General features: G+C 70.4%; 20 protein-coding genes and 1 riboswitch. Of the genes, 15 read left to right on the plus strand and 5 right to left on the minus strand.

What is annotated here, in order from left to right; all coding sequences use genetic code 11:
* Window positions 1–447 precede the first annotated feature (447 nt).
* Window positions 448–1,059: a TetR/AcrR family transcriptional regulator gene (locus OG927_RS28365; RefSeq protein ID WP_330321002.1), complete on the minus strand. Its 612-nt coding sequence runs from the start codon at window positions 1,057–1,059 to the stop codon at window positions 448–450.
* Between the two features lie 540 nt (window positions 1,060–1,599).
* Here OG927_RS28365 and OG927_RS28370 point away from each other — a divergent pair.
* The 3 genes from OG927_RS28370 to OG927_RS28380 all read left to right on the plus strand — a co-directional run bounded on the left by OG927_RS28370 (window position 1,600) and on the right by OG927_RS28380 (window position 4,047).
* Window positions 1,600–2,475: an NmrA family NAD(P)-binding protein gene (locus tag OG927_RS28370; protein ID WP_330321003.1), complete on the plus strand. Its 876-nt coding sequence runs from the start codon at window positions 1,600–1,602 to the stop codon at window positions 2,473–2,475.
* Window positions 2,476–2,631: 156 nt separating this feature from the next.
* Complete coding sequence (locus OG927_RS28375; RefSeq protein WP_330321004.1) at window positions 2,632–3,192, plus strand: proteophosphoglycan 5; 561 nt, start codon at window positions 2,632–2,634, stop codon at window positions 3,190–3,192.
* 261 nt (window positions 3,193–3,453) lie between these two features.
* Complete coding sequence (locus OG927_RS28380) at window positions 3,454–4,047, plus strand: GNAT family N-acetyltransferase (RefSeq protein ID WP_330321005.1); 594 nt, start codon at window positions 3,454–3,456, stop codon at window positions 4,045–4,047.
* Window positions 4,048–4,155: 108 nt separating this feature from the next.
* On the opposite strand, the gene OG927_RS28385 is transcribed toward OG927_RS28380, so the two are convergent.
* Window positions 4,156–4,431, minus strand: coding sequence for a hypothetical protein (locus OG927_RS28385; protein ID WP_056792335.1), 276 nt, complete (start codon window positions 4,429–4,431; stop codon window positions 4,156–4,158).
* Window positions 4,432–4,604: 173 nt separating this feature from the next.
* Here OG927_RS28385 and OG927_RS28390 point away from each other — a divergent pair, with 173 nt between their 5' ends.
* Together OG927_RS28390 and OG927_RS28395 are read left to right on the plus strand one after the other, a co-directional pair.
* Complete coding sequence (locus tag OG927_RS28390; protein WP_241191681.1) at window positions 4,605–5,003, plus strand: DUF6193 family natural product biosynthesis protein; 399 nt, start codon at window positions 4,605–4,607, stop codon at window positions 5,001–5,003.
* A 40-nt stretch (window positions 5,004–5,043) separates the two neighbouring features.
* Window positions 5,044–5,328 (plus strand): DUF7683 domain-containing protein, encoded by a 285-nt coding sequence (locus tag OG927_RS28395; RefSeq protein ID WP_056792336.1) that lies wholly within the window; start codon window positions 5,044–5,046, stop codon window positions 5,326–5,328.
* Window positions 5,329–5,482: 154 nt separating this feature from the next.
* On the opposite strand, the gene OG927_RS28400 is transcribed toward OG927_RS28395, so the two are convergent.
* Complete coding sequence (locus OG927_RS28400; protein ID WP_330321006.1) at window positions 5,483–7,441, minus strand: family 43 glycosylhydrolase; 1,959 nt, start codon at window positions 7,439–7,441, stop codon at window positions 5,483–5,485.
* 745 nt (window positions 7,442–8,186) lie between these two features.
* Between OG927_RS28400 and OG927_RS28405 the strand changes: the two genes are divergently transcribed.
* Window positions 8,187–9,617 (plus strand): polysaccharide lyase 6 family protein, encoded by a 1,431-nt coding sequence (locus OG927_RS28405; protein WP_330321007.1) that lies wholly within the window; start codon window positions 8,187–8,189, stop codon window positions 9,615–9,617.
* A gap of 65 nt (window positions 9,618–9,682) precedes the next feature.
* On the opposite strand, the gene OG927_RS28410 is transcribed toward OG927_RS28405, so the two are convergent.
* Complete coding sequence (locus OG927_RS28410; protein WP_330321362.1) at window positions 9,683–10,318, minus strand: YceI family protein; 636 nt, start codon at window positions 10,316–10,318, stop codon at window positions 9,683–9,685.
* Window positions 10,319–10,746: 428 nt separating this feature from the next.
* Here OG927_RS28410 and OG927_RS28415 point away from each other — a divergent pair, with 428 nt between their 5' ends.
* The 9 genes from OG927_RS28415 (at window position 10,747) to OG927_RS28455 (ending at window position 21,054) form a co-directional block, all read left to right on the plus strand.
* On the plus strand, window positions 10,747–12,030 hold the full coding sequence (locus tag OG927_RS28415; RefSeq protein ID WP_124280557.1) for a cytochrome P450: 1,284 nt from the start codon (window positions 10,747–10,749) through the stop codon (window positions 12,028–12,030).
* Window positions 12,027–13,253, plus strand: coding sequence for a cytochrome P450 family protein (locus OG927_RS28420; RefSeq protein ID WP_056792339.1), 1,227 nt, complete (start codon window positions 12,027–12,029; stop codon window positions 13,251–13,253). Before OG927_RS28415 ends, OG927_RS28420 begins: the two co-directional genes overlap by 4 nt.
* A gap of 126 nt (window positions 13,254–13,379) precedes the next feature.
* A riboswitch (SAM riboswitch) is annotated at window positions 13,380–13,491 on the plus strand.
* A gap of 48 nt (window positions 13,492–13,539) precedes the next feature.
* Window positions 13,540–13,950, plus strand: a complete 411-nt coding sequence (locus OG927_RS28425) for a hypothetical protein (RefSeq protein ID WP_330321008.1) — start codon at window positions 13,540–13,542, stop codon at window positions 13,948–13,950.
* 320 nt (window positions 13,951–14,270) lie between these two features.
* Window positions 14,271–14,828, plus strand: coding sequence for a dihydrofolate reductase family protein (locus tag OG927_RS28430; RefSeq protein ID WP_319099316.1), 558 nt, complete (start codon window positions 14,271–14,273; stop codon window positions 14,826–14,828).
* Between the two features lie 337 nt (window positions 14,829–15,165).
* The gene (locus OG927_RS28435) at window positions 15,166–16,137 is read left to right on the plus strand and encodes an arabinan endo-1,5-alpha-L-arabinosidase (RefSeq protein WP_330321009.1); all 972 of its coding nucleotides are present in this window, start codon (window positions 15,166–15,168) and stop codon (window positions 16,135–16,137) included.
* Window positions 16,119–17,573 carry a family 43 glycosylhydrolase gene (locus tag OG927_RS28440; protein WP_330321010.1) on the plus strand — a complete coding sequence of 485 codons (1,455 nt, stop codon included), beginning with the start codon at window positions 16,119–16,121 and terminating at the stop codon, window positions 17,571–17,573. The genes OG927_RS28435 and OG927_RS28440 overlap by 19 nt, the downstream gene beginning before the upstream one ends.
* Before the next feature lie 163 nt (window positions 17,574–17,736).
* The gene (locus tag OG927_RS28445; protein ID WP_330321011.1) at window positions 17,737–18,822 is read left to right on the plus strand and encodes a pectinesterase family protein; all 1,086 of its coding nucleotides are present in this window, start codon (window positions 17,737–17,739) and stop codon (window positions 18,820–18,822) included.
* Window positions 18,823–19,010: 188 nt separating this feature from the next.
* Window positions 19,011–20,018, plus strand: a complete 1,008-nt coding sequence (locus OG927_RS28450) for a LacI family DNA-binding transcriptional regulator (protein WP_124280553.1) — start codon at window positions 19,011–19,013, stop codon at window positions 20,016–20,018.
* 169 nt (window positions 20,019–20,187) lie between these two features.
* Window positions 20,188–21,054, plus strand: a complete 867-nt coding sequence (locus OG927_RS28455; protein WP_330321012.1) for an AraC family transcriptional regulator — start codon at window positions 20,188–20,190, stop codon at window positions 21,052–21,054.
* Between the two features lie 126 nt (window positions 21,055–21,180).
* On the opposite strand, the gene OG927_RS28460 is transcribed toward OG927_RS28455, so the two are convergent.
* Entirely contained in the window at window positions 21,181–21,891 is a 711-nt protein-coding gene (locus OG927_RS28460) for a GH12 family glycosyl hydrolase domain-containing protein (RefSeq protein ID WP_056792346.1), read from the minus strand.
* Window positions 21,892–21,898 lie beyond the last annotated feature (7 nt).

Raw genomic sequence — 21,898 nt, forward strand, 5'->3', positions numbered from 1 at the left:
CACGGTCACCGAGTCGCGCGGGCTCCGCCAGGAGCGGAGCGGTGCGAACCGTGGTCGAACACCGCGTGCGGGGGCGCGGTGGTCAGGGCAGTCGGGTCAGGTCGCGGAGTCGGCTGACCAGCGCGTGCACATCGCGTTCGGCCGGCGGAGCTGCGGGTGCTGCCGTAGGGGCGTCCGCGGTGGCGGTGCGGCAGGGGCGGCAGAGGCCGTCGGGGAGTGCTTCGGGCGCGCCGGGACGGCCGCATCCGGTGCACTCCGCCAGCAGGCGCCGCCCCGTCGCGACGGGGCGTACGGGCGTGAGGCTGCGGGTGCGCGGAGGGCGGAGCTACGGTGCTCGGTAGCCACGAGATCGTCCGTTCGATCTAGGGGTGAGACCACGGTTAAGTCGATTCCCGCCTGCTGCGGGGTCATCATCCGCCCCCGCACTCCAGGACGCAGGCCTGACAGTCAGCTGCTCTCGCCGTTCTTGCCGCTCCCGCTGGCGGAGGGCAGGACCCGCGACACGTAGGCGGCCAGTTCCGACCTCATCCGCTCCGCCGTCATGTGCTCCTGCCCCGCGAGGTGCTCGACGAGGTCCGCACGGGTCGCGGCCAGGAGTGCGTGAGCGATGAACTCGCCGTCCGCCACCGAGGGGATCTGCTCCAGCGTCTCCTGGAGGGTGCGGTGCCACCACGTGTAGTGCGCCGCCTGGTACGGGCTACCGCTGCCCACCTCCTCCAGGGCCAGGGCGAGATGGCGGTTGTCGAGCTTGAAGCCGAGCGCCGCGTCGAGCAGCCCCTCGACGCGGTCGTGAGGCTGCGTCGACGGGCCGAGCGGGGGTGGGCCAGACTCCACGGCGTCGCGCAAGGGCTGGATCCGGGCCTCGTACAGGGCCCGGATGAGGCCCGTCCGGTCGCCGAAGCGGCGGAACAGCGTGCCCTTGCCGACTCCGGCCGCTGCGGCGACATCGTCCATGGACACGCTGCGGGGGCTCGGGCTGCGCGCGAAGAGGCCGTCGGCTGCGGCCAGGACGGCCTGGCGATTGCGCAGGGCATCGGCACGCTCTTTGCGCTGGACCATGGCCTCTCCTTGCTAAGCGGACCGATGGTCCGTATGGTTCGAGTGGTTAAGCGGACTCGTAGTCCACATCTTAGGGGTGGCCGACCGATGAGTGCAGCCAGGTGCCCGGAGCGCCTGTTCCGCCACGGCTCACGCCTCCTGCTGGGCGAGGGCATCGGCGGCTGGGTCGCCCTGTGTGACGGCGATGCGTTGTTCGCGTCTCCGTTCGATCCGCAAGGGCTTTCCCTGGGAGCTGCACGGCTGGGGGTTGTCGCGGCCTGTGCGCGCGGCTATCCGGACTCCGTCGGCCTGCAGGGGATCCTGCGGCCGGAGGTTCACGCGCCGACCGGTCCGGCCACCATCGTGGCCGAGGGGTGCGGCGTGGCCGACTGGTCGCCCCGGGGGGTCCGTACGGGATGCCGTACGTCGCCACCGTCACCGTCAAAGCCTGCCGCGCCACCCTCCGGCCGGACTGTGGGAATCCCTGGCGCCCCCTGGATGCCACGAAATCCTTGCCCGCCCCGTGAACGCGAGCGTGGAGCAGAGAAAGCGGAGAAGACCGTGACCAACCATCCATCCGTCCTGGTGACCGGCGCGACCGGCACTACGGGCAGCCGTGTAGTCGGCCGACTCGTCGCGCTCGGCCACGACATCACCTCAGCCGCACGTCGGCCCGCAGACGCGGCGGGTGCGCGGGGCATCAGGTTCGACTGGCACGATGCCAGGACCTTCAGTGCCGCACTGGGTGGGGTCGACCGCGCCTACCTCGTACCGCCCGTCGGTGATCCGGGTCCCGTCGCCGTCATGCGGCCCTTCCTGGAACAGGCCCGCGCGGCCGGCGTGCGACGCGTCGTACTGCTCAGCTCCTCGGCCGTCCCCGTGGGTGGCCCCGGAGTCGGACAGGTGCACGCGTTGCTGGCCGACGGGTTGTTCGAAGAATGGGCGGTGCTGCGGCCCTCCTGGTTCATGCAGAACTTCACGGGTCGGCATGTGCACGCCGAGAGCGTCCGGGAGGAAGGGGTCGTGTCGAGTGTGACCGGGGACGGGAAGGTCGGCTTCGTCGACGCCGACGACATCGCTGCGGTCGCGGTGCGCGCCCTCACCGACCCGGCGGCGCCCAACACGGATCTGGTGATCACCGGGCCAGAAGCGCTGAGCTACCAGGATGTTGCCGCCGTGATGGCCCGGATCTCGGGGAGGCCCGTGGAGCACAGGCGGCTCACGTATGAACAGATGCGTGACCGTCTGACCGTCGCAGGCGTCCCCGGCGAGTTCGCCGCGATGCTGGCCGGCTTGGACCGGTCCATCGCCGAGGGCGCCGAGAACCGCGTCACCGGAACCGTCGAGCGGGTGACGGGCCGCCCGCCCCGCACCTTCCGCGCACACGTGGAGCGCGCCTTCGCAGAGTGCGGTCGAGGTGCGGCGCCGAAGGCGTAGCCCCGAGGCGAGGGGAGAGGCGGGCCGACGGTGCCGCCCAGAGCAGCGAGGCGGAGCCGGCCCCGTCGGATGCACCCGGTCGTTGTGCGGGGAGGGGCAGTCATACCGCCCCATATCGGACCTGTTCCTGTCCTTGGTCTCGCAACGACCGGGCGCTTGTCCCGCGGCCCTGCGCGTGGTGACGACTGCCGGGCCGAAGGGTCCCTGTGGCACTACGACGACGGGGACGGCAACTGGGCCGACCTGCATCACCGGGGCGACGGGCGCGCGGTGCTGCTCGGGCACAGTAACGAGGATTCGGAGACCTTCTACGCGGAAGGGTCCGACTTCTTCGAGGAGCCCGAGACGGACCTGCTGGCCGGTGCACCCGAGTGGTGGGAGCCGCCCGTGCGCGGAGCCCGTGAGGGAGAGCTCTTCCTCGGCTTCGTCTACGGCTTCGACGGGAGCACCTGGGAGCGAGCGGAGTACGACGCCGAAGACGGCTTCAGGGGCGTGCGGCTGCCGGCCCTCAGCGACGAAAGCACCCGCGCGTCGATTCTGGCCCTCATCGAGCACGCGTCCGGTCCGCAGGGCAGTCTGCCTTCGCGGGAGTCCGTCGACGCCCTGATTGAGGCCGACGCCCGGATCGACAAGGAGCTTCTGGCTGACGTCGTTCCCTCCACCGGCTGGGACGTGACCGCGGGAGTGGCCGCCGCTCTGGCGTTTCGGCCGGCCTGACTGCCCGCGCCCCTGTCCGGCCCGACTGCCCGCGCCCCCACGAGGAGGCCGGGGCCGGGACGGGCCTTTGGCGGAACGTCCGGCAGGGGGAGAGCTGTGTGGTGATCCAGGTGCGCCCGTCAGGCCTTCGGGGCGGGGAGGGGTGCCGGGTGGATCTCGACGCCGGACACCGGGGGCGGGAAGCGGGGTCGGGAAGCGGGTGCCGTTGGCACGGGTCTTATTGGGTTGCCGCCCGCCGGCCCGGTCGGGTAGGAAGCTTGGATGCTGAAGGGCGGCAAGGTCGGGCTCAGGGCCCGGCACGAGGACGACATCCCGATCCTGCGGGAAGAGCTCTACAACGACGTGGTCAACTCCGCGCGGGCCGGTGGCCGGCCGTGGCGGCCGATCAAGCCCGGCTCGAAGGACCCTCGGCTCGTAGGAGACGACACGGCGGATGGGTACGTCCCGTTCTCCGTGGTGGAGTTGCGCGGCGGCGCACTGGTCGGCACCGCGGTGCTGAGCAACATCGACACGCACAACCGTTCGGCGCACATCGGACTCCAGCTGCTGCCGCGCTTTCGCGGCCGGGGTTACGGGACCGACGTCGTCGCGGTGCTCTGCCACTACGGTTTCGTCGTGCGCGGCCTGCAGCGGCTCCAGATCGACACGCTGTCGGACAACGCCGCGATGCTGGGCTCCGCCGAGCGCAACGGATTCGTCCGTGAGGGCGTGCTGCGCTCCTCGGCCTGGGTCATGGGTGAGTTCCTGGACGAGGTGCTGCTCGGGCTTCTCGCTCAGGACTGGAAACCGGGCCCGGACCCGGCGGTGGTAGTGACCGGAGCCACCGGGCTCGGTGCCGCATCCGGACGAGGGTAGTGGCGAGGCGCGGCCCGGGTGGGTGGCTGGGCGACCCGGCCCGTTCCGTTCGCAGCGCCGTGCGGCGCAGCCGCACGGCGCTGCGAACGGAGGGGGCCTGCCTGCCGGTTACGGGCCGACGTCGAGCGGGGCGAGCTTCTTCGCCGTACTGCAGTGCTTGGTCCGCCCGTGCCTCCACAACTGCACCGCGGTCAGCGTGAGGAGGCCGGCGAACACCGCGAGGAAGACCCCCGCGACCACTGTCTGTCGGCCGCCTGCTGCCGAATCGTCGTAGGAGAGCAGGGCCAGGGCTGACAGCAGCATCCCCGCTACGTACACCGAGCGGACGCGCCGCAGCTGCCGCACCGCACGAGGAGCAAGAGCAACACGCTTCACGAAAGCCATGCTTACCTCTGTACCCCTTCCGACGGCGATGAGACATCGATGTGCCGGACAACTGCGCCGCGCTGAGGATGCCTTGGACGTCTGCACGGGGTGAGGCGGGGATGGTCGATCAGGGGCCGCCGGAGGCGTCGTTCGGTCGAGCACCGCGATCACCCGGCGTGCATGATGGTGATATGGACAAGGACTCATCGGCCTCCGCCGTCGAAGCGGGTTGGCAGACCGTACGCGACGACGGGCGCGTCAGCCCCGAACTCCTGGAGGCGGCCTACGCGGAACCCCTCCTGAGACCCCTCTTCCCCTGGACGGGGATGGGTGAACTGCACTTCAGCCGCTGCACCGGGGGACGATGGACCTGGGACATTCCCTATGTCCTGCCCGTCGTCGGTGGTACCTACTGGGTCTCCGGACCTCTCCGCACCGAGACCGTGGGTCCCGCTGCCACACCGCAGGAGGCCATCGCCATGGTGATCGAACGTCTTCCACCCGGCTGCGACCGTGCTTTCGTGGGCACCCCGGAAGAGCTCGCAGCTCATGAGGCCAGGACGCGGAAGCAAGGGGCGGAGGGAGGGTGAACGCCACGCTTGGTCGGCGTCCGGAGGGGGTGGGCACACGATGACCAGGTACGCCGTCGAGCGCTACCGCAAGGGTGAGGATCTGCCCGAGGGGGACACGGACGTGACCGCCCTCGGCGGTCGGTTCCTGGCGGACCTCTTCGGTTGTCCTCTCGGCCAGTTCGTCAACGTCTACGCAGTCGAACCGAGGCACGCCGAAGTGCTGGTCACCTTGCCGGGGCTGGTTCTCGACCTCGACGCGTACGACTACTTCCTGTCCGTCACCGCAGAGGACATCGATGTACCTGGTGAGGCGGCGGCAACGGGCCAGGCGGCGCTCGGTTGACCCGATCCGGCGGCCCCGGAGAAGGTCGACCCGGTCCGGCCGGCTCCGAGAAGTGGGCCCGGCCGGGAGCCGCCCGGCCGGGCCCACCAGGTCACCGGCCGTCAGGTCACCGGCCGTCAGGTCACCGGGTCACCGGGCCCACCGGGTCACCGGGTCACCGCACCCGGAAGGTTGCTTCCGGCCGGTCGGCGGCGCCGATGTTCTCCACGTACAGCAGTGCGTCGTCGCGGTGTCGCAGGTAGCGGCCGGGTGCGCTGTAGGACTCGAAGGACATCAGGGACGGGTCGGAGAGTCCTGGGACGCGCCGCCACGTCGCGTCGGCGCGGTAGGCGTCGTCGTCGGTGCGCGCGCCGATCCACACCTCCCCGCCCTGCTGCCGCAGGAAGTGCCCAGGGAAGTTGACCGACTCCAGCGACACGGCGGAGGGGTCCGCGAGCCCGGGGACGACCTTCCACCGCATGTCTGCGTGCGGTGTGACATCGGCATCGACGCGGCCGCGGCTCCAGGCGTGCCGGACGAACCGGTTCGGGGCGTCGGCCGCTTCGAGGCTGAACACGTTGGAGCGGATCGAGACGTTGTCGAAGCGTGCGAGGGGCCTGCTCGGGGCCGCCGGTCCGGTGTCCGACGACAGCCGGGTGACGTGTACGCCGTTGGCGCCTGAGGCGAAGGCGGTGTCCGTCGTGCTGATCCTCGGCCTGGTCATGTCATCGACGTAGACCTTGACCGACGATCCGGTCGCCTCGATCCGCACCCGGTGCTTCGTGCCGACGGCCGCCTTCAGCCGGGCCGTTGCCAGCGGTGTCCGCTCGTCGCCGGTCGCCTTGCCGAGGACCAGACCGTTCGGGCCGAGGTCGGCGTAGTAGCCGTGGAACCCCTCGGTGCCGGTGCCCGGTTGCGTGACGCGGAAGGCGAGGCCCGCCTCACTGCGGGCGTGGCGCAGGGTCACGTCGGCTTCGTAGACCAGATCCGAGAAGTTCGTGTCCTGGAGGGCGAGGCCGGCGGAGGACGACGCGGCGGAGTAGGCACTGCCCTTCGGGGTCCAGTCGGCATCGCCGTACGTGCGCCATCCGACGGCGTTGCCGTCGTCGAAGTTGTCGTTGACCTTCATCGTGACCGGCCGGATCGTGCCGTCACTGTTGAAGTCGATCCGGTCGTAGGCGAGGGCCCGGTGGTTGCCGTCGGTCTCGCTCAGCGGGCGGCGGTGGTAGACGATGTACCAGATGTCGGTGCCTGGCACGTTGACGACCGAGTTGTGTCCGGAGCCACGGGCGACGGCCGGGTCCTGGGCCAGCACCCTGTCGATCTTCTTGAACGGGCCGGTGGGGGAGTCCGACATCGCGTAGGACACCGAGTAGTCCGGGCCGGTCCAGCCGCCCTCGGACCACATCATGTAGTACGTGCCGTCGCGCTTGAACATGTAGGAGCCCTCGACGTAGTTCTCCGGAGTGATCTCCTTGTAGGTCGATCCGTCGGAGAAGGTGCCGAGGCTGGTCATGTCCGGGTTGAGCTTGACGACGTTCGCGTGGCCCCAACCGCCGTAGTACATGTATGCCTGGCCGTCGTCGTCGATGAAGACGTCCTGGTCGATCGGCTGGGCGCCGTTGTGGAACCGGGAGACGAGCGGGCCGCCGATGGCATCCTTGTACGGCCCTTCGGGGCGGTCGGCGACGGCGACGCCGATACCACCGAGCTCGGAGTCGCTCTGGATGTCGTTGGCGGCGAAGTAGAGGTAGTACTTGCCGTCGCGGAACACCGGGGCGGGCGCCCAGAGCGCGTACTCGGCCCAGGAGACGTCGGCGATGTCCAGCACCTTGGGGTGCTTGGTCCAGTTCACCATGTCCGTCGAGGAGAACGCGTCCATGAAGGTCTGCTCGCTGTACCTGCGGGACGTCGTCGGGTAGATCCAGAAGCGGTCGCCGTAGACCGCGACATCCGGATCGGCGTACCACCCCTCGACGATCGGATTACCCGCCTCGGCCGTGCTGGCGTCCGGTGCGCCGGCCGTCCGGGCGGCCGGCGGCGGGTCGTCGGCTCCGGCGGGCGAGGGTGCGAATCCGGCCAGCAGGGCGGCCGCGGTCAGGATGACGGAGAGTCTGCGGATATTGCGCAGCATGAGGACTGGGGGCTCCTTCTCGTGTGCGACAACGTTGTCCGGCGGGACGAGGCGCTCGGCAAGCGGCTGGGCAGAATGCCGGCGGGGCGGTGAGCGGCGGGCTGTGTCGCGGGTGGAGCGGGCGACGGCCCGGTGACTGTGGCGCGCGTGCGTTCGGCGTGGCCCGGGGTGCGTGCGCTCGTCGCGGACGACCGCAGCCCTGTGGGGCGGGCCGGTCGGAGGGCTGGGTGCCAGTCAGGAGGGCGGGGTCTTGTACTACGTTGGAAATTTTGGTGCGTGCAGCATGACAACACGGGTACGGCACCCTGTCCACCCCGCTACCACTCCAGCGCGGACTCCCGGTAGGGGTGGGACCCACCGGTTTCGGACACCCCGCACCGAGGCGGTGGGCGTCGTCGTCCGCGTGAGCGCCGCTCCCGGCTCCCCGCCCGCCGCTCCCGGGGCCGGGTGATCGTCGCGAGGAGTCCGCTCGCCATACAACGGGGCATACGGCGGAGGCCAAGGGGCCCACCGGAGCGGGCACGGCATACCGGAGCGGGCACGGCATGCCGCAGCGGGCGCGGCGTGCCGGAGGGACGACCGGCCCGCGCCCTCCGCCGGTGGGACCGCGGTGTCCGGTCCGACAGGACGTCAGCCGTACGTGAGCCGGACGTCAGCGGCGCCCGGGACAGTGGGACAGTCCGGCCACCGGGGCGACGCCGTGAGCACACGTGCCGCCCCTCTTCGCACACCGCAGGAGTGACCCATGAGACGACGTACCTTCCTGGGAGGGGCGGCCCTGGCCGCGGCATCCGCCGCACTGCTGCCGCTCCCCAGCGCCACCGCCGCCACCACGACCACGGTCACTTCCCTCGACGCCCTGCAGAAAGCCATCGACAAGGCCCTGCCGGGTGACCGGATCGTCGTCGCCGACGGCACCTACACCGTGCCGGCGGGGAAGGCCGTCACCGTCTCGGGCCGGAACGGCACGAGTGCCGCCCCCATCACGATCGTCTCCCAGTCGCGTGGCGGCGCGGTCCTGAAGGGTGAGCGGAGCTTCGTCCTCGGCAACTCCAGCTACGTCACCCTCAGCGGCTTCACCCTGCGCCAGAGCGTCACCCTGGAGGTCCCGGCCACGTGTACCGGGATCCGGCTCACCCGGAACACCCTGGAGTTCGCCGACGACACCGACCTCGACTGGGTCGTGGTGCGGGGCGACGACACCAAGGTGGACCGGAACCGCTTCCGGTCCAAGACGACGGCCGGCTGCTACCTCGTGGCCGACGGGCCCGGGAGCACGGCCATGGCCCAGCGGCTGCAGGTCCTGCGCAACCACTTCTCCGACCACAGCTACAGCGGCGGCAACGGCGGAGAGCCCATCCGCCTCGGCGTCAGCAGCCGGGCCCTCAGCAGCGCCCACGGCGTCGTCGAGTACAACCTGTTCGAACGGTGCGACGGAGATCCCGAGGCCATCTCGGTGAAGTCCTCCGACAACACCGTCCGGTACAACACCATCCGCGACAGCGTCGGCGGCATCGTGCTGCGCCACGGCAACCGCACCACCGTGGAGGGGAACCACCTCCTCGGCGGTGTCAACGGCCTGCGGCTGTACGGCAACGACCACTTGGTCGCCAACAACTACCTGTACGCCCTGACCGGCCGCGCCCTGGTCATCGGCAGCGGCAGCACCCGCGACCACCACGCGGGCGAGACGGCGGACGAGCGCCGCGGGAACGACGCCTGCGACCGTACGCTGATCGTGCACAACACACTGCTGAACAACAGGACCACCCTCTCCGGGGACAGCGGCACGGACCGCCCCCACCTCCCGCAGGACGTGTCGGTGGCGGACAACCTCCTCGTCGCCCAGTCCGGCGGCCTCGTCCAGGCCGGCCTGGGCGCCGGAGTCACGTGGCGGAGCAATCTCCTCTGGGGAGCGGCACTGCCGGGGGACATCCCCTCGTCCGGCTACACCCGGGCCGACCCGCTCCTGCGCCTGGAATCCGACGGGGTCCACCGGCTGTCTCCGGGCAGCCCGGCGATCGGCGCGGCGTCCTCCGGGCTCGGATCGGTCACCCAGGACCTCGACGGTCACGCACGGGGCGCCGCACGCGACACCGGCGCGGACCAGTACAGCGTCCAGGCACCGCTGCGTCGGCCGCTCACCGCGGCGGACGTGGGGCCGAACGCTGCCTGAGCCCCACACTTCGACCCCGCCCGGCAGTCGTTCGGGCGGGGGAGTCGTCGCTCGACGTGGCGGGGTCAGCCCGTGGCGCGGATGGCGGCGATGTCGAACTGGAGGCGGAGCCTCTCGCTCACCATGGCCCCGCCCTCGGCCAGCCTGGCGTTGTACGTCAGGCCCCAGTCGGAACGGTTGATGGTGGTGGTCCCGTCGAAGCCGACCCGTTCGTATCCGAACGGGTCGGTGACGTGGCCGATGTAGGTGAGGTCCAGGACCACGGGGCGGGTCGTTCCCCTGATGCTGAGGTCGCCGGTCATGCGGTAGACCTCCTTGCTCGCCAGCTGCACAGCGGTGCTGGTGAAGGTGATCCGCGGGTGCCTGCCGGCGTCCAGGAAGTCGCGGCCGACCAGATGGGCGTCACGCTGCTCCACACCGGTGTCGACACTCGCCGTGGCCAGCGCGATCTCGGCCCTGGAACGGGACGGGTCCCGGCCGTCGAAGAACAGGCGGCTCTCGTACTCCGCGAAGGAGCCGCGCACCGTCGTCACCATGGCGTGCCGCACCGAGAATCCGATCCTGCTGTGCGCGGGGTCGATCATCCACTCTCCGGTGAGGGCAACCAGGGCCGGATCCGGCGCCACCACGCCGGTGGGGGCCGCCGCGTCGGCCGGTGCCGCTGGGCGGCGGAGCGTGGAACTACGGCTGAAGAGGTTCATGATCATTCAGTTATCCAGGGGTGAGCAGCACCCGCAAGGCCGGATCGGGAAACCCGACCATTCCTTGGCAGACCTTCACACGGTGGAGTTCCCTGTCCGCGGCGTCCATTCACCCCCGGCCGGTAGGTGGGGTGGTGGCCCGCCTTCACGCGCGCACTCCCTCGTGGAGCTGGCCGAACGCCACGTGGCCGCCCGCCCTGATCCGTGCCCCCGCCGCGTTATCGATCTTCCTACCCGTCACACCTCGCCCTCTCTGTGCCTCCGGCGCGGAGGCGGGGTTCCCGTGAGCCACACCACACCGATGTGATCGTAAACAGGCGGGAAATGGGCGTGAGAGACGCCCAATGCTTCACCCAACCTCCTTATAGTGGTCGCGCGTTGATCGTATGGCCGCAACGCGCGAAGCCGTCTCCCCAGGAGTCCGTACGATGACGAGCCCTTCCTTATCCGCCGTGCCCGCGTCCGGCGGCTGCCCCGCGCACGCCGCCACCGCCCCCGTGCAGCTCGGCGGACCGGATTTCACCACCGACCCGCAGGCCCTGTACCGGACGATGCGCCACGCGTACGGGTCCGTGGTTCCGGTCGAGCTCGCCGGAGGGTTTCCGGCCTGGCTGGTCGTCGGCTACCGGGAGGTCCACCAGGTCACCAGCGACGGCGAGCTCTTCCCGCGGGACGTCGGGCTGTGGAACCAGTGGGAGCACGTACCCGAGGACTGGCCGCTCCTGCCCATGGTGGGGCGGCCCATGCCGTCCATCTACTTCACCGCGGGCGCCGAGCACCGGCGGCACTCCGAGATGGTGGTGCCCGCGCTGGAGGGCGTGGACCCGTTCGAGATCCGAGGGCACTGCGAGCAGCTCGCCGACCGGCTCGTCGACGACATCTGCGGCCGGGGTTCGGCCGATCTCGTCGCCGACTTCGCCGAGCCGCTGCCCGTGCTCGTCCTCGCCCGCCTCGTCGGGTTCCCCGACGCGGAGGGCGCGGACATCGCCCGGGTCCTGAAGGACCTGGCCGACGGGGGCCCCGGGGCCCAGGAGGCGTACGGGCGGTTCGGTGCGCACATGCGGCGGCTCGTCGCGGTCAAGCGGGCCGAGCCCGGCGACGACGTCACCTCGCGGATGCTCGCCGACCCCGAACCCTTCACGGACGAGGAGTACGCGCTCGACCTGATGGCCATCACGGCGGCGGGCCACCTCACCACCGCCGACTGGATCAGCAACTCCCTGCGCCTCATGCTCACCGAGGACCAGTTCGCCGAATCGCTCGCCGGCGGCCGGCGCAGCATCGGCGACGCGATGAACGAGGTCCTCTGGGAGGAGAGCCCCACCCAGATCCTCGCCGGCCGGTGGGCGGTCCGCGACACGCAGCTCGGCGGGCGGACCATCAAGGCCGGGGACATGCTCCTGCTGGGTCTGGGCGCGGCCAACACCGACCCCCTGATACGCCAGGAGCTGGGGCCCGGCACCGCGTCGCACGGCAGCAACGGGGCGCACCTGGCGTTCAGCCACGGCGAGTACCGCTGCCCCTTCCCCGCACAGGAGATCGCCGAGACCATCGCCCGTACCGGAATCGAGGTCATCCTCGACCGGCTGCCCGATCTCCGGCTCGCCGTCCCGGCCCAGGACCTCGTGCGGCGGCCGTCCGCCTTCCTGCGCGGGATGAACGCGCTTCCCGTCCGGTTCGCTCCCGTACGTACGACAGGAGACCTGTTGTGAACTGCCCGCACGCGACCGTGGTCGTCGACCCCCTCGTCCGGGACCTCGACGGTGAGACCGAGAAGCTGAGCGGGGGTGGCGCGCCACTGGCCCGCATCGAGCTCCTCGGGGTGCCCGCCTGGACCGTCACCCGGCACGCGGAGGCACGCCAACTGCTCGTCGACACGCGGCTGGTGAAGGACCTGAACGCGTGGGGGCTCTGGCGGAGCGGCGAGGTCACGCACGCCTGGCCGCTGATCGGCATGATCGACGCAGGCCGCTCCATGTTCACCGTGGACGGCGAGGAGCACCGCCGGCTGCGGACGAAGACCTCCCAGGCACTCACCCCGCGCCGGCTGGAGGCGATCCGCCCGGCCATCGAGAAGTTCACCGAGGAACTGCTGGACGCGCTCGCCGAACAGGGGAAGGACGGCGTCGTCGACCTCAAGGCGGTGTTCGCCCAGCCGTTGCCGATGCGGGTCGTCGGCCTCCTGATGGGGGTGGACGAGGCGCAGCACCCGATGCTGACGAAGCGCTACAAGGCGTTCTTCTCCATGCTCACCCCGCAGGAGGAGCGCATGGCGCTGCTCGCGGAGCTGGACGTGTTCTACGCGGAGCTCGTGCGGGAGAAGAAGGCGCGGACCACCGACGACCTCACCAGTGCGCTGATCCTCGCCGAGGAGGGCGGCGAGCCGCTGACCGAGGAGGAGGTCGTCGGCAACCTCAAGGCCATGGTGGCGGCCGGGCACGAGACCACGATCGGGCTCATCCTCAACGCCGTACGCGCGCTGCTCGCCCACCCCGACCAGCTGAGGAAGGTACTGGACGGGGAGATCCCGTGGGACACGGTGATCGAGGAGACGCTGCGCTGGGACACACCCACCACCCATCTGCTGATGCGGTTCGCCACGGAGGACATCCAGGTCGGTGACCAGGTGATAGCCGAAGGGGAGGGGGTGGTGATCTCCTACCGGGCCATCGGACGCGATGCCGTGCAGCACGGGGACGACGCCGACGCCTTCGACATCACCCGCCCGACGCCGATCCGGCACATGACGTTCGGTCACGGGCCGCACATCTGCCCGGGCGCCGCGCTGTCCCGCGTGGAGGCGGGCATCGCGCTGCCGGCGCTGTTCGGACGCTTCCCGCAGCTGAGGCTCGCCGTTCCGGACGAGGAGATCCGCAAGCTGCCGGTGATGACACAGAACGACATGGAGGCGTTTCCCGTGCTGTTGCACGGCTGAGGGGCGCCTGCCGGGACGCCGCCGGAGCACCGCTCGGGACACGCCCCTGCCCCGCCCCGGGGAGGGGTCGCGACGAGCCGGGGCGTACCTCCTGACGGCCTCTCGGCTCCTGTTACGCTTTTCGTGGGTCATGAGTTCCAGTGGCAAGCCCCGGCTCGCTGGACGGCACCCCGCTTCCGCTGCGGGTGCTCCGGGTGACGACCCGCTCCGCGCGGCACCGCGCGGGGAACAGCGGACACCGGGGGCGGGCCCCGGGGTCCAAGACCCCGGAAGGCGGCGACCGCCCATGCTCCCCCACCTCATTCACCAGGACGGCTGCACGCAGTACGCCGCCGGGCACCACGTGCACTGGATCCACGCCAAGAAGTGCGTGCAGGAGCCGGGCCGGGCCGTCGAGTTGCTGCTCACCTCCAGCGATGTGCGTGACGACGGCTGGTTCGCGCTGCGCGCCGCCTTCGAGCACGCGGGCGACCTGCCCGAGGTGTGGATGCACGCCCCCGCCGATCTGCGGGAGCTGCTCGCCGGGCACCGGGGCCGGGTCTTCTGGCTCCCGCGCTGGCACGCGCTGCGGTTCGTCGGCCTCGACGGCGGGGCGACCGGGCTGGTGAACGTCGGCACCGAGGGCGGGGCGCTGTGCGTGACCGAGCGGCCCGGCCCGGAGCGGACGAACCGCGGGAACTTCACCTACGGGCTCTGACGGGGCCCCGGCAGGGCCGCTGCGTCGGGCCCCACTCGCCGTCGGCCCCGCGGCGTGCCGGCGGGGCCGGAAGGACGTCCCGTGCGGCGGTGCGTCGGTGCGGCGGTCACGGCACGAGGGTCGCGATGATGGTCTGCGACCGGCGTGGGCCACTCGTTTCGCGACACTGCGCGGGCAACCCGCCGACGAGGCGTGCCTCGTCCGTGATCCGGCGATGAACGGAACCGGTCGGCCGGTCGATCGATGAGTTCCGGTCCCTGCGGAGGTCACAGCCTGCGGGACCGCCGACCGACCGGCGCGCTCGTAGGCGGAGGAGACACATGGCAAAGCTCATCTACTCGATGATCACCTCGCTCGACGGCTATGCCGAGGCGGCCGAGGGCGACCTCGGCAGGGGGGCCGAGGACCAGGAGGTGCACACCTTCGTCAACGACCTCTTCCGGCCCGTCGGCACGTACCTCTACGGCCGACGGATGTACGAGACGATGGTCTACTGGGAGACCGCGCACACCGAGCCCGACCTGCCGCCGCACATCCTGCAGTACGCCCGCGACTGGCGGGCCGCGGAGAAGATCGTGTACTCCACGACGCTCGAGTCGGTGTCCAGCGCGAAGACCACGATCGAGCGGACCTTCGACCCGGACGCGGTGCGCAGGCTCAAGGCCGAGGCGGATCACGACCTCACCGTCGACGGCCCGAACCTCGCGGCCCAGGCGATCGCGGCCGGTCTGGTGGACGAGTACCACCTGTTCATCACCACGAGCGTGGTCGGCGGCGGCAAGCGGTTCTTCCCCGAGGGGGTGCGCCTCGATCTCGAGCTGGTCGAGGAGCGCGTGTTCGACAGCGGACTGATCTACGCGCGCTACCGGACCCGCTGAGCCGCAGCGGTTGCTCCCACCTGCCGGTGGCCCAGCCGGGGCAGGTGGGACCCGAGCGGCTCGAGGGCGGGCTCCTCCTGCCGCGAGTGTCAGGCCGACCAAGCACCGTGCTCGTGCTGTTCGTGATCTCGCACGGGGTGCGCGCGTTCGCCGAATCCGTGCGCGATCCGTTGACGCGCAACGTGTTCGATTCTACGGTCCCGTCCGAAGTGCCGAGCATTATTCGATATGTCGAACCTGCGAATGGCGTGGGCATGGCAACCAGTGAGCGGTCGGCGGCGACTGTCCAGTGCCACCGACGCGCCCCCCGCGCCCCACGACCGAAGGAGGTCTCCTCATGAGCCGCAGCCTGAGAAGGACCCTCGCCGTTCTCCCCGCCGCGCTGCTGATGGCCCTCGTGCCGGGCAGTGCTTCCGCCTACCCCAACCCCGGTGTCGTCAACGGCGACATCGTCGTCCACGACCCGTCCATGATCCGGAGCCCGTCCGGCCGGTACCTGCTCTACTCCACAGGAGAAGGCCTCCAGCTCCGCACCTCCACCGACCGCACCGCCTTCGGCCGGTCGGGCAACGCCTTCACGACGAAGCCGAGCTGGTGGAAGAACTACTCCTCGGCTTCGGACCCCTGGGCCCCCGACATCTCCTACCGCGGCGGCACGTACCTGATGTACTACGCCGTCTCGTCCTTCGGCTCCAACACCTCGGCCATCGGACTCGCCGGCTCCACCACCGGTCTGGCGGGCAGTTGGAGCGACTACGGCATCGTGTACACCTCGAACGCGTCGAGCGACTACAACGCCATCGACCCCAACCTCTTCGTGGACGACGACGGCAAGTGGTGGCTCTCCTTCGGCTCCTGGTGGACCGGGATCAAGATGATCCGCGTCGACCCCTCGACGGGCAAGCAGTACGCGGGGGACACCGCACGCCGCTCCCTCGCCTCCCGCCCCACCGGGACCAAGGCGGTCGAGGCGCCGTCGATAGTGAAGCGCAACGGCTACTACTACCTCTTCGCCTCGTACGACACCTGCTGTGCCGGGACCAGCTCCACGTACAAGATCAAGGTGGGCCGGGCGACCGCCATCACCGGGCCCTACAAGGACCGCAACGGCGTCAGCATGCTCAGCAACGGCGGCACTCCCGTCATGGAGTCGCACGGCCGGTACATCGGACCAGGGGGCCAGTCGATCCTGGCGGACTCCGACGGCGACCTGCTCGTCTACCACTACTACGACGGCCAGGAGAACGGCACCCCGAAGCTCGGCGTCAACCTACTGAACTGGAGCAGCGGATGGCCCGTCGCCTACTGACCCTGCTGAGCGCCCTCCTGCTCGCCCTCGCGCTGGGCCAGCCGACGGCGGCGTCCGCTGCCGAGGGGCGGCCCTACACCAACCCGGTCAAGGCGCAGAAGGGCGCCGACCCCTGGATCTCGTACCACGACGGCAACTACTACCTGGTGGCGACGAGTTGGACCGACGTCATCACCCTGCGCAAGTCGCCCACACTCGCCGGGCTCGCCACCGCGCCGAGCGTGCAGGTGTGGAAAGGTGACGCGGCCTCCCGCTGCTGCAACATCTGGGCGCCGGAACTGCACTACTCGGGCGGGCGCTGGTACCTGTACTTCGTCGCCGGGCAGAACATCACCGACTACAACCCCACGCAGCGGGTGCACGTACTGCAGAGCGCGTCCTCGGACCCGATGGGGCCCTACACGTACCGCAACCAGCTCGGCAGCACCTGGATGCTGGACCCGAGCGTGCTCACCGTCAACGGCTCGATGTACCTGCTGGGCAGCGCGAGCGGTGGCGGTACGCAGAACCTGGTGATCGCGCCGATGTCGAACCCGTACACGCTCAGCGGATCCTTCTCGACGATCTCCACGCCCACCTACGACTGGGAGAAGTCGGGCGGCACGGTCAACGAAGGCGCCGAGGTGCTCCAGCGGGGCGGGAAGACGTTCATCGTGTACTCCGCCAGCGGCTGCTGGACGCCCGACTACAAGCTGGGGCAGCTCACCCTGACCGGCTCCGACCCGCTCGCCGCATCCTCCTGGACGAAGAAGTCCACCCCGGTCTTCCAGCGGAACAACGCCGCCGGGGTCTATGGACCGGGGCACAACGGCTTCTTCACCTCGCCCGACGGCACGGAGAGCTGGATCGTCTACCACGCGAACGACTCGGCGTCCGACGGCTGCGACAACGGACGTACCGCGCGGGCGCAGAAGTTCGGCTGGAACAGCGACGGCACCCCGAACCTCGGCACACCCGTCGCCCTGGGCACGACACTGGCCGGGCCCTCCGGTGAGACGGCGGCCACGCCCACCGCGTACACCGTGGTCAGCCGGGCCACCGGGAAGTGCCTCGACGTGAACGGGGCGTCGACCGCCGACGGGGCGAACGTCCAGCAGTGGACCTGCAACGGAGGCGCACAGCAGAGATGGCGGGTCGAGGACCGGGGCGACGACACCAGCCGCCTGGTCAACGTCGCGACGGGCAAGGTGCTCGACACGGCGGACTGCTCGACGGCCGACGGTGCCGACCTCCGTCAGTGGTCATGGCTCGACAACACCTGCCAGCGCTTCCGCCTCGTCACCACCGACACCGGCGGCTGGGTGCGCATCGTCAACCAGGCCACCGGCAAGGTCGCCGACGTGGCGGACTGCTCCGCGGCCGACGGCGCGGACGTACGGCAGTGGACCTGGCTGAACAACACCTGCCAGCAGTGGAAACTCACCCCGGCGGTCTGACGCCCGAGGGGCCCGGGCCGCGAAGGCCCGGGCCCCTCCCGGGGCCGGGAAACGCGATGATGGAACCGCTGCGGATTCCGTACCGCCACGCGGCAACCTTTCGGGCCGCGGCGGCGACTACTGCCAGGAACCCCCACCTCTTCCCGACGGAACGGATCAGGTCATGGCAGCGAATCGACGACGTACCCCGGTCGACCCCCGGCACCGCCGCACGCTGGTCGCGGGAGGGACGGCGCTCCTGGCCGTCGTGTCGGTGCAGGCGTACGGGTCGGCGTCCGGCGCGGCAGCGGCGACCACCCTCACCGTGGCCAAGGACGGCAGTGGGCAGTACTCCACCGTGCAGGCCGCGGTGAACGCGATCCCGGCCGGCAACACCGCGCGCGTCGTCGTCTCCGTCAAACCCGGCACGTACCGGGAGACCGTGAAGATCCCCTCCACCAAGCAGAACGTCACCCTCCAGGGCAGCGGACCGAGCCGCAACGACACCGTCATCGTCTACAACAACGCCTCCGGCGCCCAGAAGCCCGACGGTTCCGGCACCTACGGCACGAGCGGCAGCGCCACCGTCGCGGCCGAGGGGAACGGCTTCCAGGCCCGCAACCTCACCCTCTCCAACGACTTCGACGAGGCCGCCAACCAGAACATGAGCGGACTCCAGGCCGTCGCCCTGCGCACCGCCGCGGACAAGGTCTTCCTCGACTCCGTCATCGTCACCGGCGACCAGGACACCCTGCTCCTCGACACCGCGTCCAAGGCGACCCTCGGCCGGGTCTACATGGTCAACTCCTATGTCGTCGGCAACGTCGACTTCATCTTCGGGCGGGCCAGTGCGGTGATCGACAAGTCCGTCATCACGCTGAAGAAGCGGTGGAACGGCAGCTCCGCCGGCTACATCGCCGCGCCCAGTACCGCGGCCGGCCGCAAGGGCTTCCTGATCAACAGCTCGACCGTCAACGGGGACGTCTCCGGGGCGAGCTTCTACCTCGGACGGCCCTGGCACGCCGGTGGTGACGCCTCCCTCGACCCGATGGCCACCTTCCGCAACACCAACCTCAGTGCCGCGATCAGATCCGCCCCGTGGACCGACATGAGCGGCTTCTCCTGGAAGGACGACCGCTTCGCCGAGTACAAGAACACCGGACCGGGCGCCGGCGCGGCGAGCAGCGACCGACCGCAGCTCTCCGATGCCCAGGCCACCGCGCAGGAGACCGCGGACTGGCTGGACGGCTGGACACCGTCGGCGTCCTGAGCCACGGTGTGCAGTGAGAGGGCCCGAAGGCGGTCGAAGCGCTTCAACTCCACTCTGGACAGTCCCTGTGAGCAAGTCTAGGCTCATCGGTGTCTGTGCATGTCAGAGTGTGAAGAGGAGGGCAGGGGGTGCTGTCGAAGCGCTTCACCGACTCTTCTTTACCGCCCTCATCTGTAATGGAGAGCTGAATGGTCACGCTTGCCGAGGTCGCCCAGCACGCCGGAGTCTCCGCGAGCACGGTGAGCTATGTCCTCAGCGGGAAGCGGTCGATCTCCGCCTCCACCCGTGAGCGGGTGGAGCTCAGCATCCGGCAGCTCGGCTACCACCCCAACGCGGGGGCACGCGCCCTCGCCAGCAGCCGGACCAACATCATCGCGCTCATGGTGCCGCTGCGCACCGACATGTACGTGCCGGTGATGATGGAGATCGCCATCGCCGTCGCCACCACCGCCCGGACCCACGGCTACGACGTCCTGCTCCTCACCGGAGAGGAAGGGCCCGCGGCGGTCCGGCGGATCGCCGGGAGCTCGCTCGCGGACGCGATGATCCTGATGGACGTCGAGATGCACGACGAACGGCTCCCGCTGCTCCGTGAGTCCGGACGGACCGCCGTCCTCATCGGCCTGCCCGCCGACACCGCCGGACTGACCTGCGTGGACCTCGACTTCGAGGCCACGGGTGCGCTCTGCGTCGAGCACCTCTCCGACCTCGGACACCGCGAGATCGCCGTGATCGGCGAGGCCGCCGCCGTCTACGAGCGCCACACCGGCTTCGCCGAACGGACCGTGGACGGCATACGGGCCAAGGCCCAGGAGACGGGCGTGCGGGTCCTGCACCGGCCCTGCGAGGGAGGGTACGCGGCGATGGCCGGCACCCTGGCCAGGGTCTACGACGAGCGGCCGGGCACGACCGGCTTCATCGTGCAGAACGAGGCCGCCGTGGAGCCGCTGCTCAACCTGCTCCAGCAGCAGGGGCGCGCGGTCCCCGAGGACGTCTCCGTCGTCGCGATCTGCCCCGAACAGGTCGCCACACAGGCCTCGGTGCGGCTCACCTCCGTCGCCATCCCGGCGCAGGAGATGGGGCGCAGAGCGGTGGAGCAGGTGGTGGCCAAACTCGCGGGCCGCGGCACCGACGAGGTCGAGCTGCTGGCACCGGAGCTCACCGTGCGGGCGAGCACGGGGCCTGCCCCGGCCTGACCCCCATCCGCCCGGCGCTGTGACCCGAACCCCGGTGTGCCCGGGGCTCCCACCGTGCGCGTGGTGTCCCGCCCGTTCGCGCACCCGACGTGATCGGGCACAGGATGTCGGGTCCGGCGGGGTCGGTGCTGCCTAGCGTGGTGGTCGTCAAGAGGAGGGGGGACCGGGCATGCTCGAGCGGCTGAACCAGGCCGTGGAGCACATCGAACGCCATCTCGACCAGCACATCGAGGTGGAGGAGCTGGCACGCATCGCGGCCACGTCGGAGTACCACCTGCGCCGGATGTTCTCCGCGCTCGCGGGCAGACCGCTGTCGGAGTACATCCGGCGCCGTCGGCTCACCCTCGCGGGCGCCGAGGTGCTCGCGGGGCGCGGGACACTGCTGGAGATCGCGGTGCGCTACGGCTACGGCTCCGGCGAGGCGTTCGCGCGCGCGTTCCGCGCCATGCACGGCATCGGGCCGGGCGAGGCCCGGCGTACCGGAGCCGAGCTCAGCTCCCAGTCCCGGATGGCCTTCCGCCTCACCGTTGAAGGGAGTAGCAGTATGCGATACCGCGTCGTGGACAAGGCGGACTTCACCGTCGTCGGGCTCAAGGCCAGGGTTCCGCTGGTGCACGCGGGACCGAACCGGGCGATCATCGACTTCGTCCGCGGGATTCCCCGGGAGACCCTGGAGCGGCTGGAGGAGCTGTCGGACCAGGAGCCGCACGGCATCGTCGCGGTCTGCGACGACCTGGACCCCAGCCGCGCCGAGGGCACCGAACTCGACTACCACCACGGGGTGATCACCTCCGTGGCCGCTCCCCCGGGGGCGACCACGCTGGCCGTCCCGGCCGGCACCTGGGCGGTCTTCACCACCTCCGGGCCGGTGCCGCAGGCCATCCAGGAGATGTGGCGGGACGTCTTCACCGAGTGGTTCCCGTCGAATCCGTACCGCAGCCGCACCGGGCCCGAGATCCTGCGCACCCGCCCGTCGCCGGACAGGACCGGGGCCGACGCCGAACTGTGGCTCCCGGTGGAGCCGGAACGCGGCTGACCGGAACCCCGGTCCCGGCGGGTGACGCCCCGGCACGCAGAACCGGACGAGCCGGCCCCTGGTGGGGGCCGGCTCGCCCGAGCCCGTGCACGTGGGAGGACCGTGCGCCGGGCCCGTGCGCCGGGGTCAGCTCGACGAGACGTTGAACCCGTTGGTCCTGAAGTCCAGTCCGCCCTGCGACGAGGTGATCTCGTAGCCGAACTGGACGTCACCGATGGTCTCGTTGCCCCACCAGCCCTTGGTGTCCTTGATCCACTTCAGGATCGGCAGGATGTTGACCGTCCCGGAGGAAGAGTCCGAGGTGCGCAGGAACGAGAAGACCTGGTTGGCCCCGTTGTCGCCCTTGTAGACGGCCCAGGTGTGGCCGCCCAGCGTCACCGTCCCCTGCGAGGTGCCGAGCGGACCGACGGCCCCGTTGTGGTTGACCCAGAGCATGACCTCGTAGTCGTAGTCCGTGTCCCAGATGTCGTACGACGTGTTGTAGGCCCCGGACGACGGGACGGTGACGTTGTAGCTGCTGGTCAGCGACGAGAGCGAGGTGATCGACTTGTTGACGATCTTCTTGGCGTTCGGGTACGACTTGATGCCGCCGGTGTTCGGGTGGTTGGCCCAGACACCCCAGTTGCTGGAGGAGTTGGCCCAGACCGTCTGGGCGCCCGCTCCGGAGCCCCAGATGTTGTTGTAGAGGATGTAGCCGTCGGACGTGGTGTAGTTGCCCCACTGGTCCGATGAGGACCAGACCGCGGCGTGGGCCGGTGCCGCGGCGAAGCCGATCAGGGCGGCCACCGCTGTCGCGGGTGCCAGCAGGAGCCTCGTCAGAGTGCGTCGTGGTGCCATGGTGTCC

It is taken from the genome of Streptomyces clavifer, from assembly GCF_036345975.1.
Classification (GTDB): domain Bacteria; phylum Actinomycetota; class Actinomycetes; order Streptomycetales; family Streptomycetaceae; genus Streptomyces; species Streptomyces clavifer.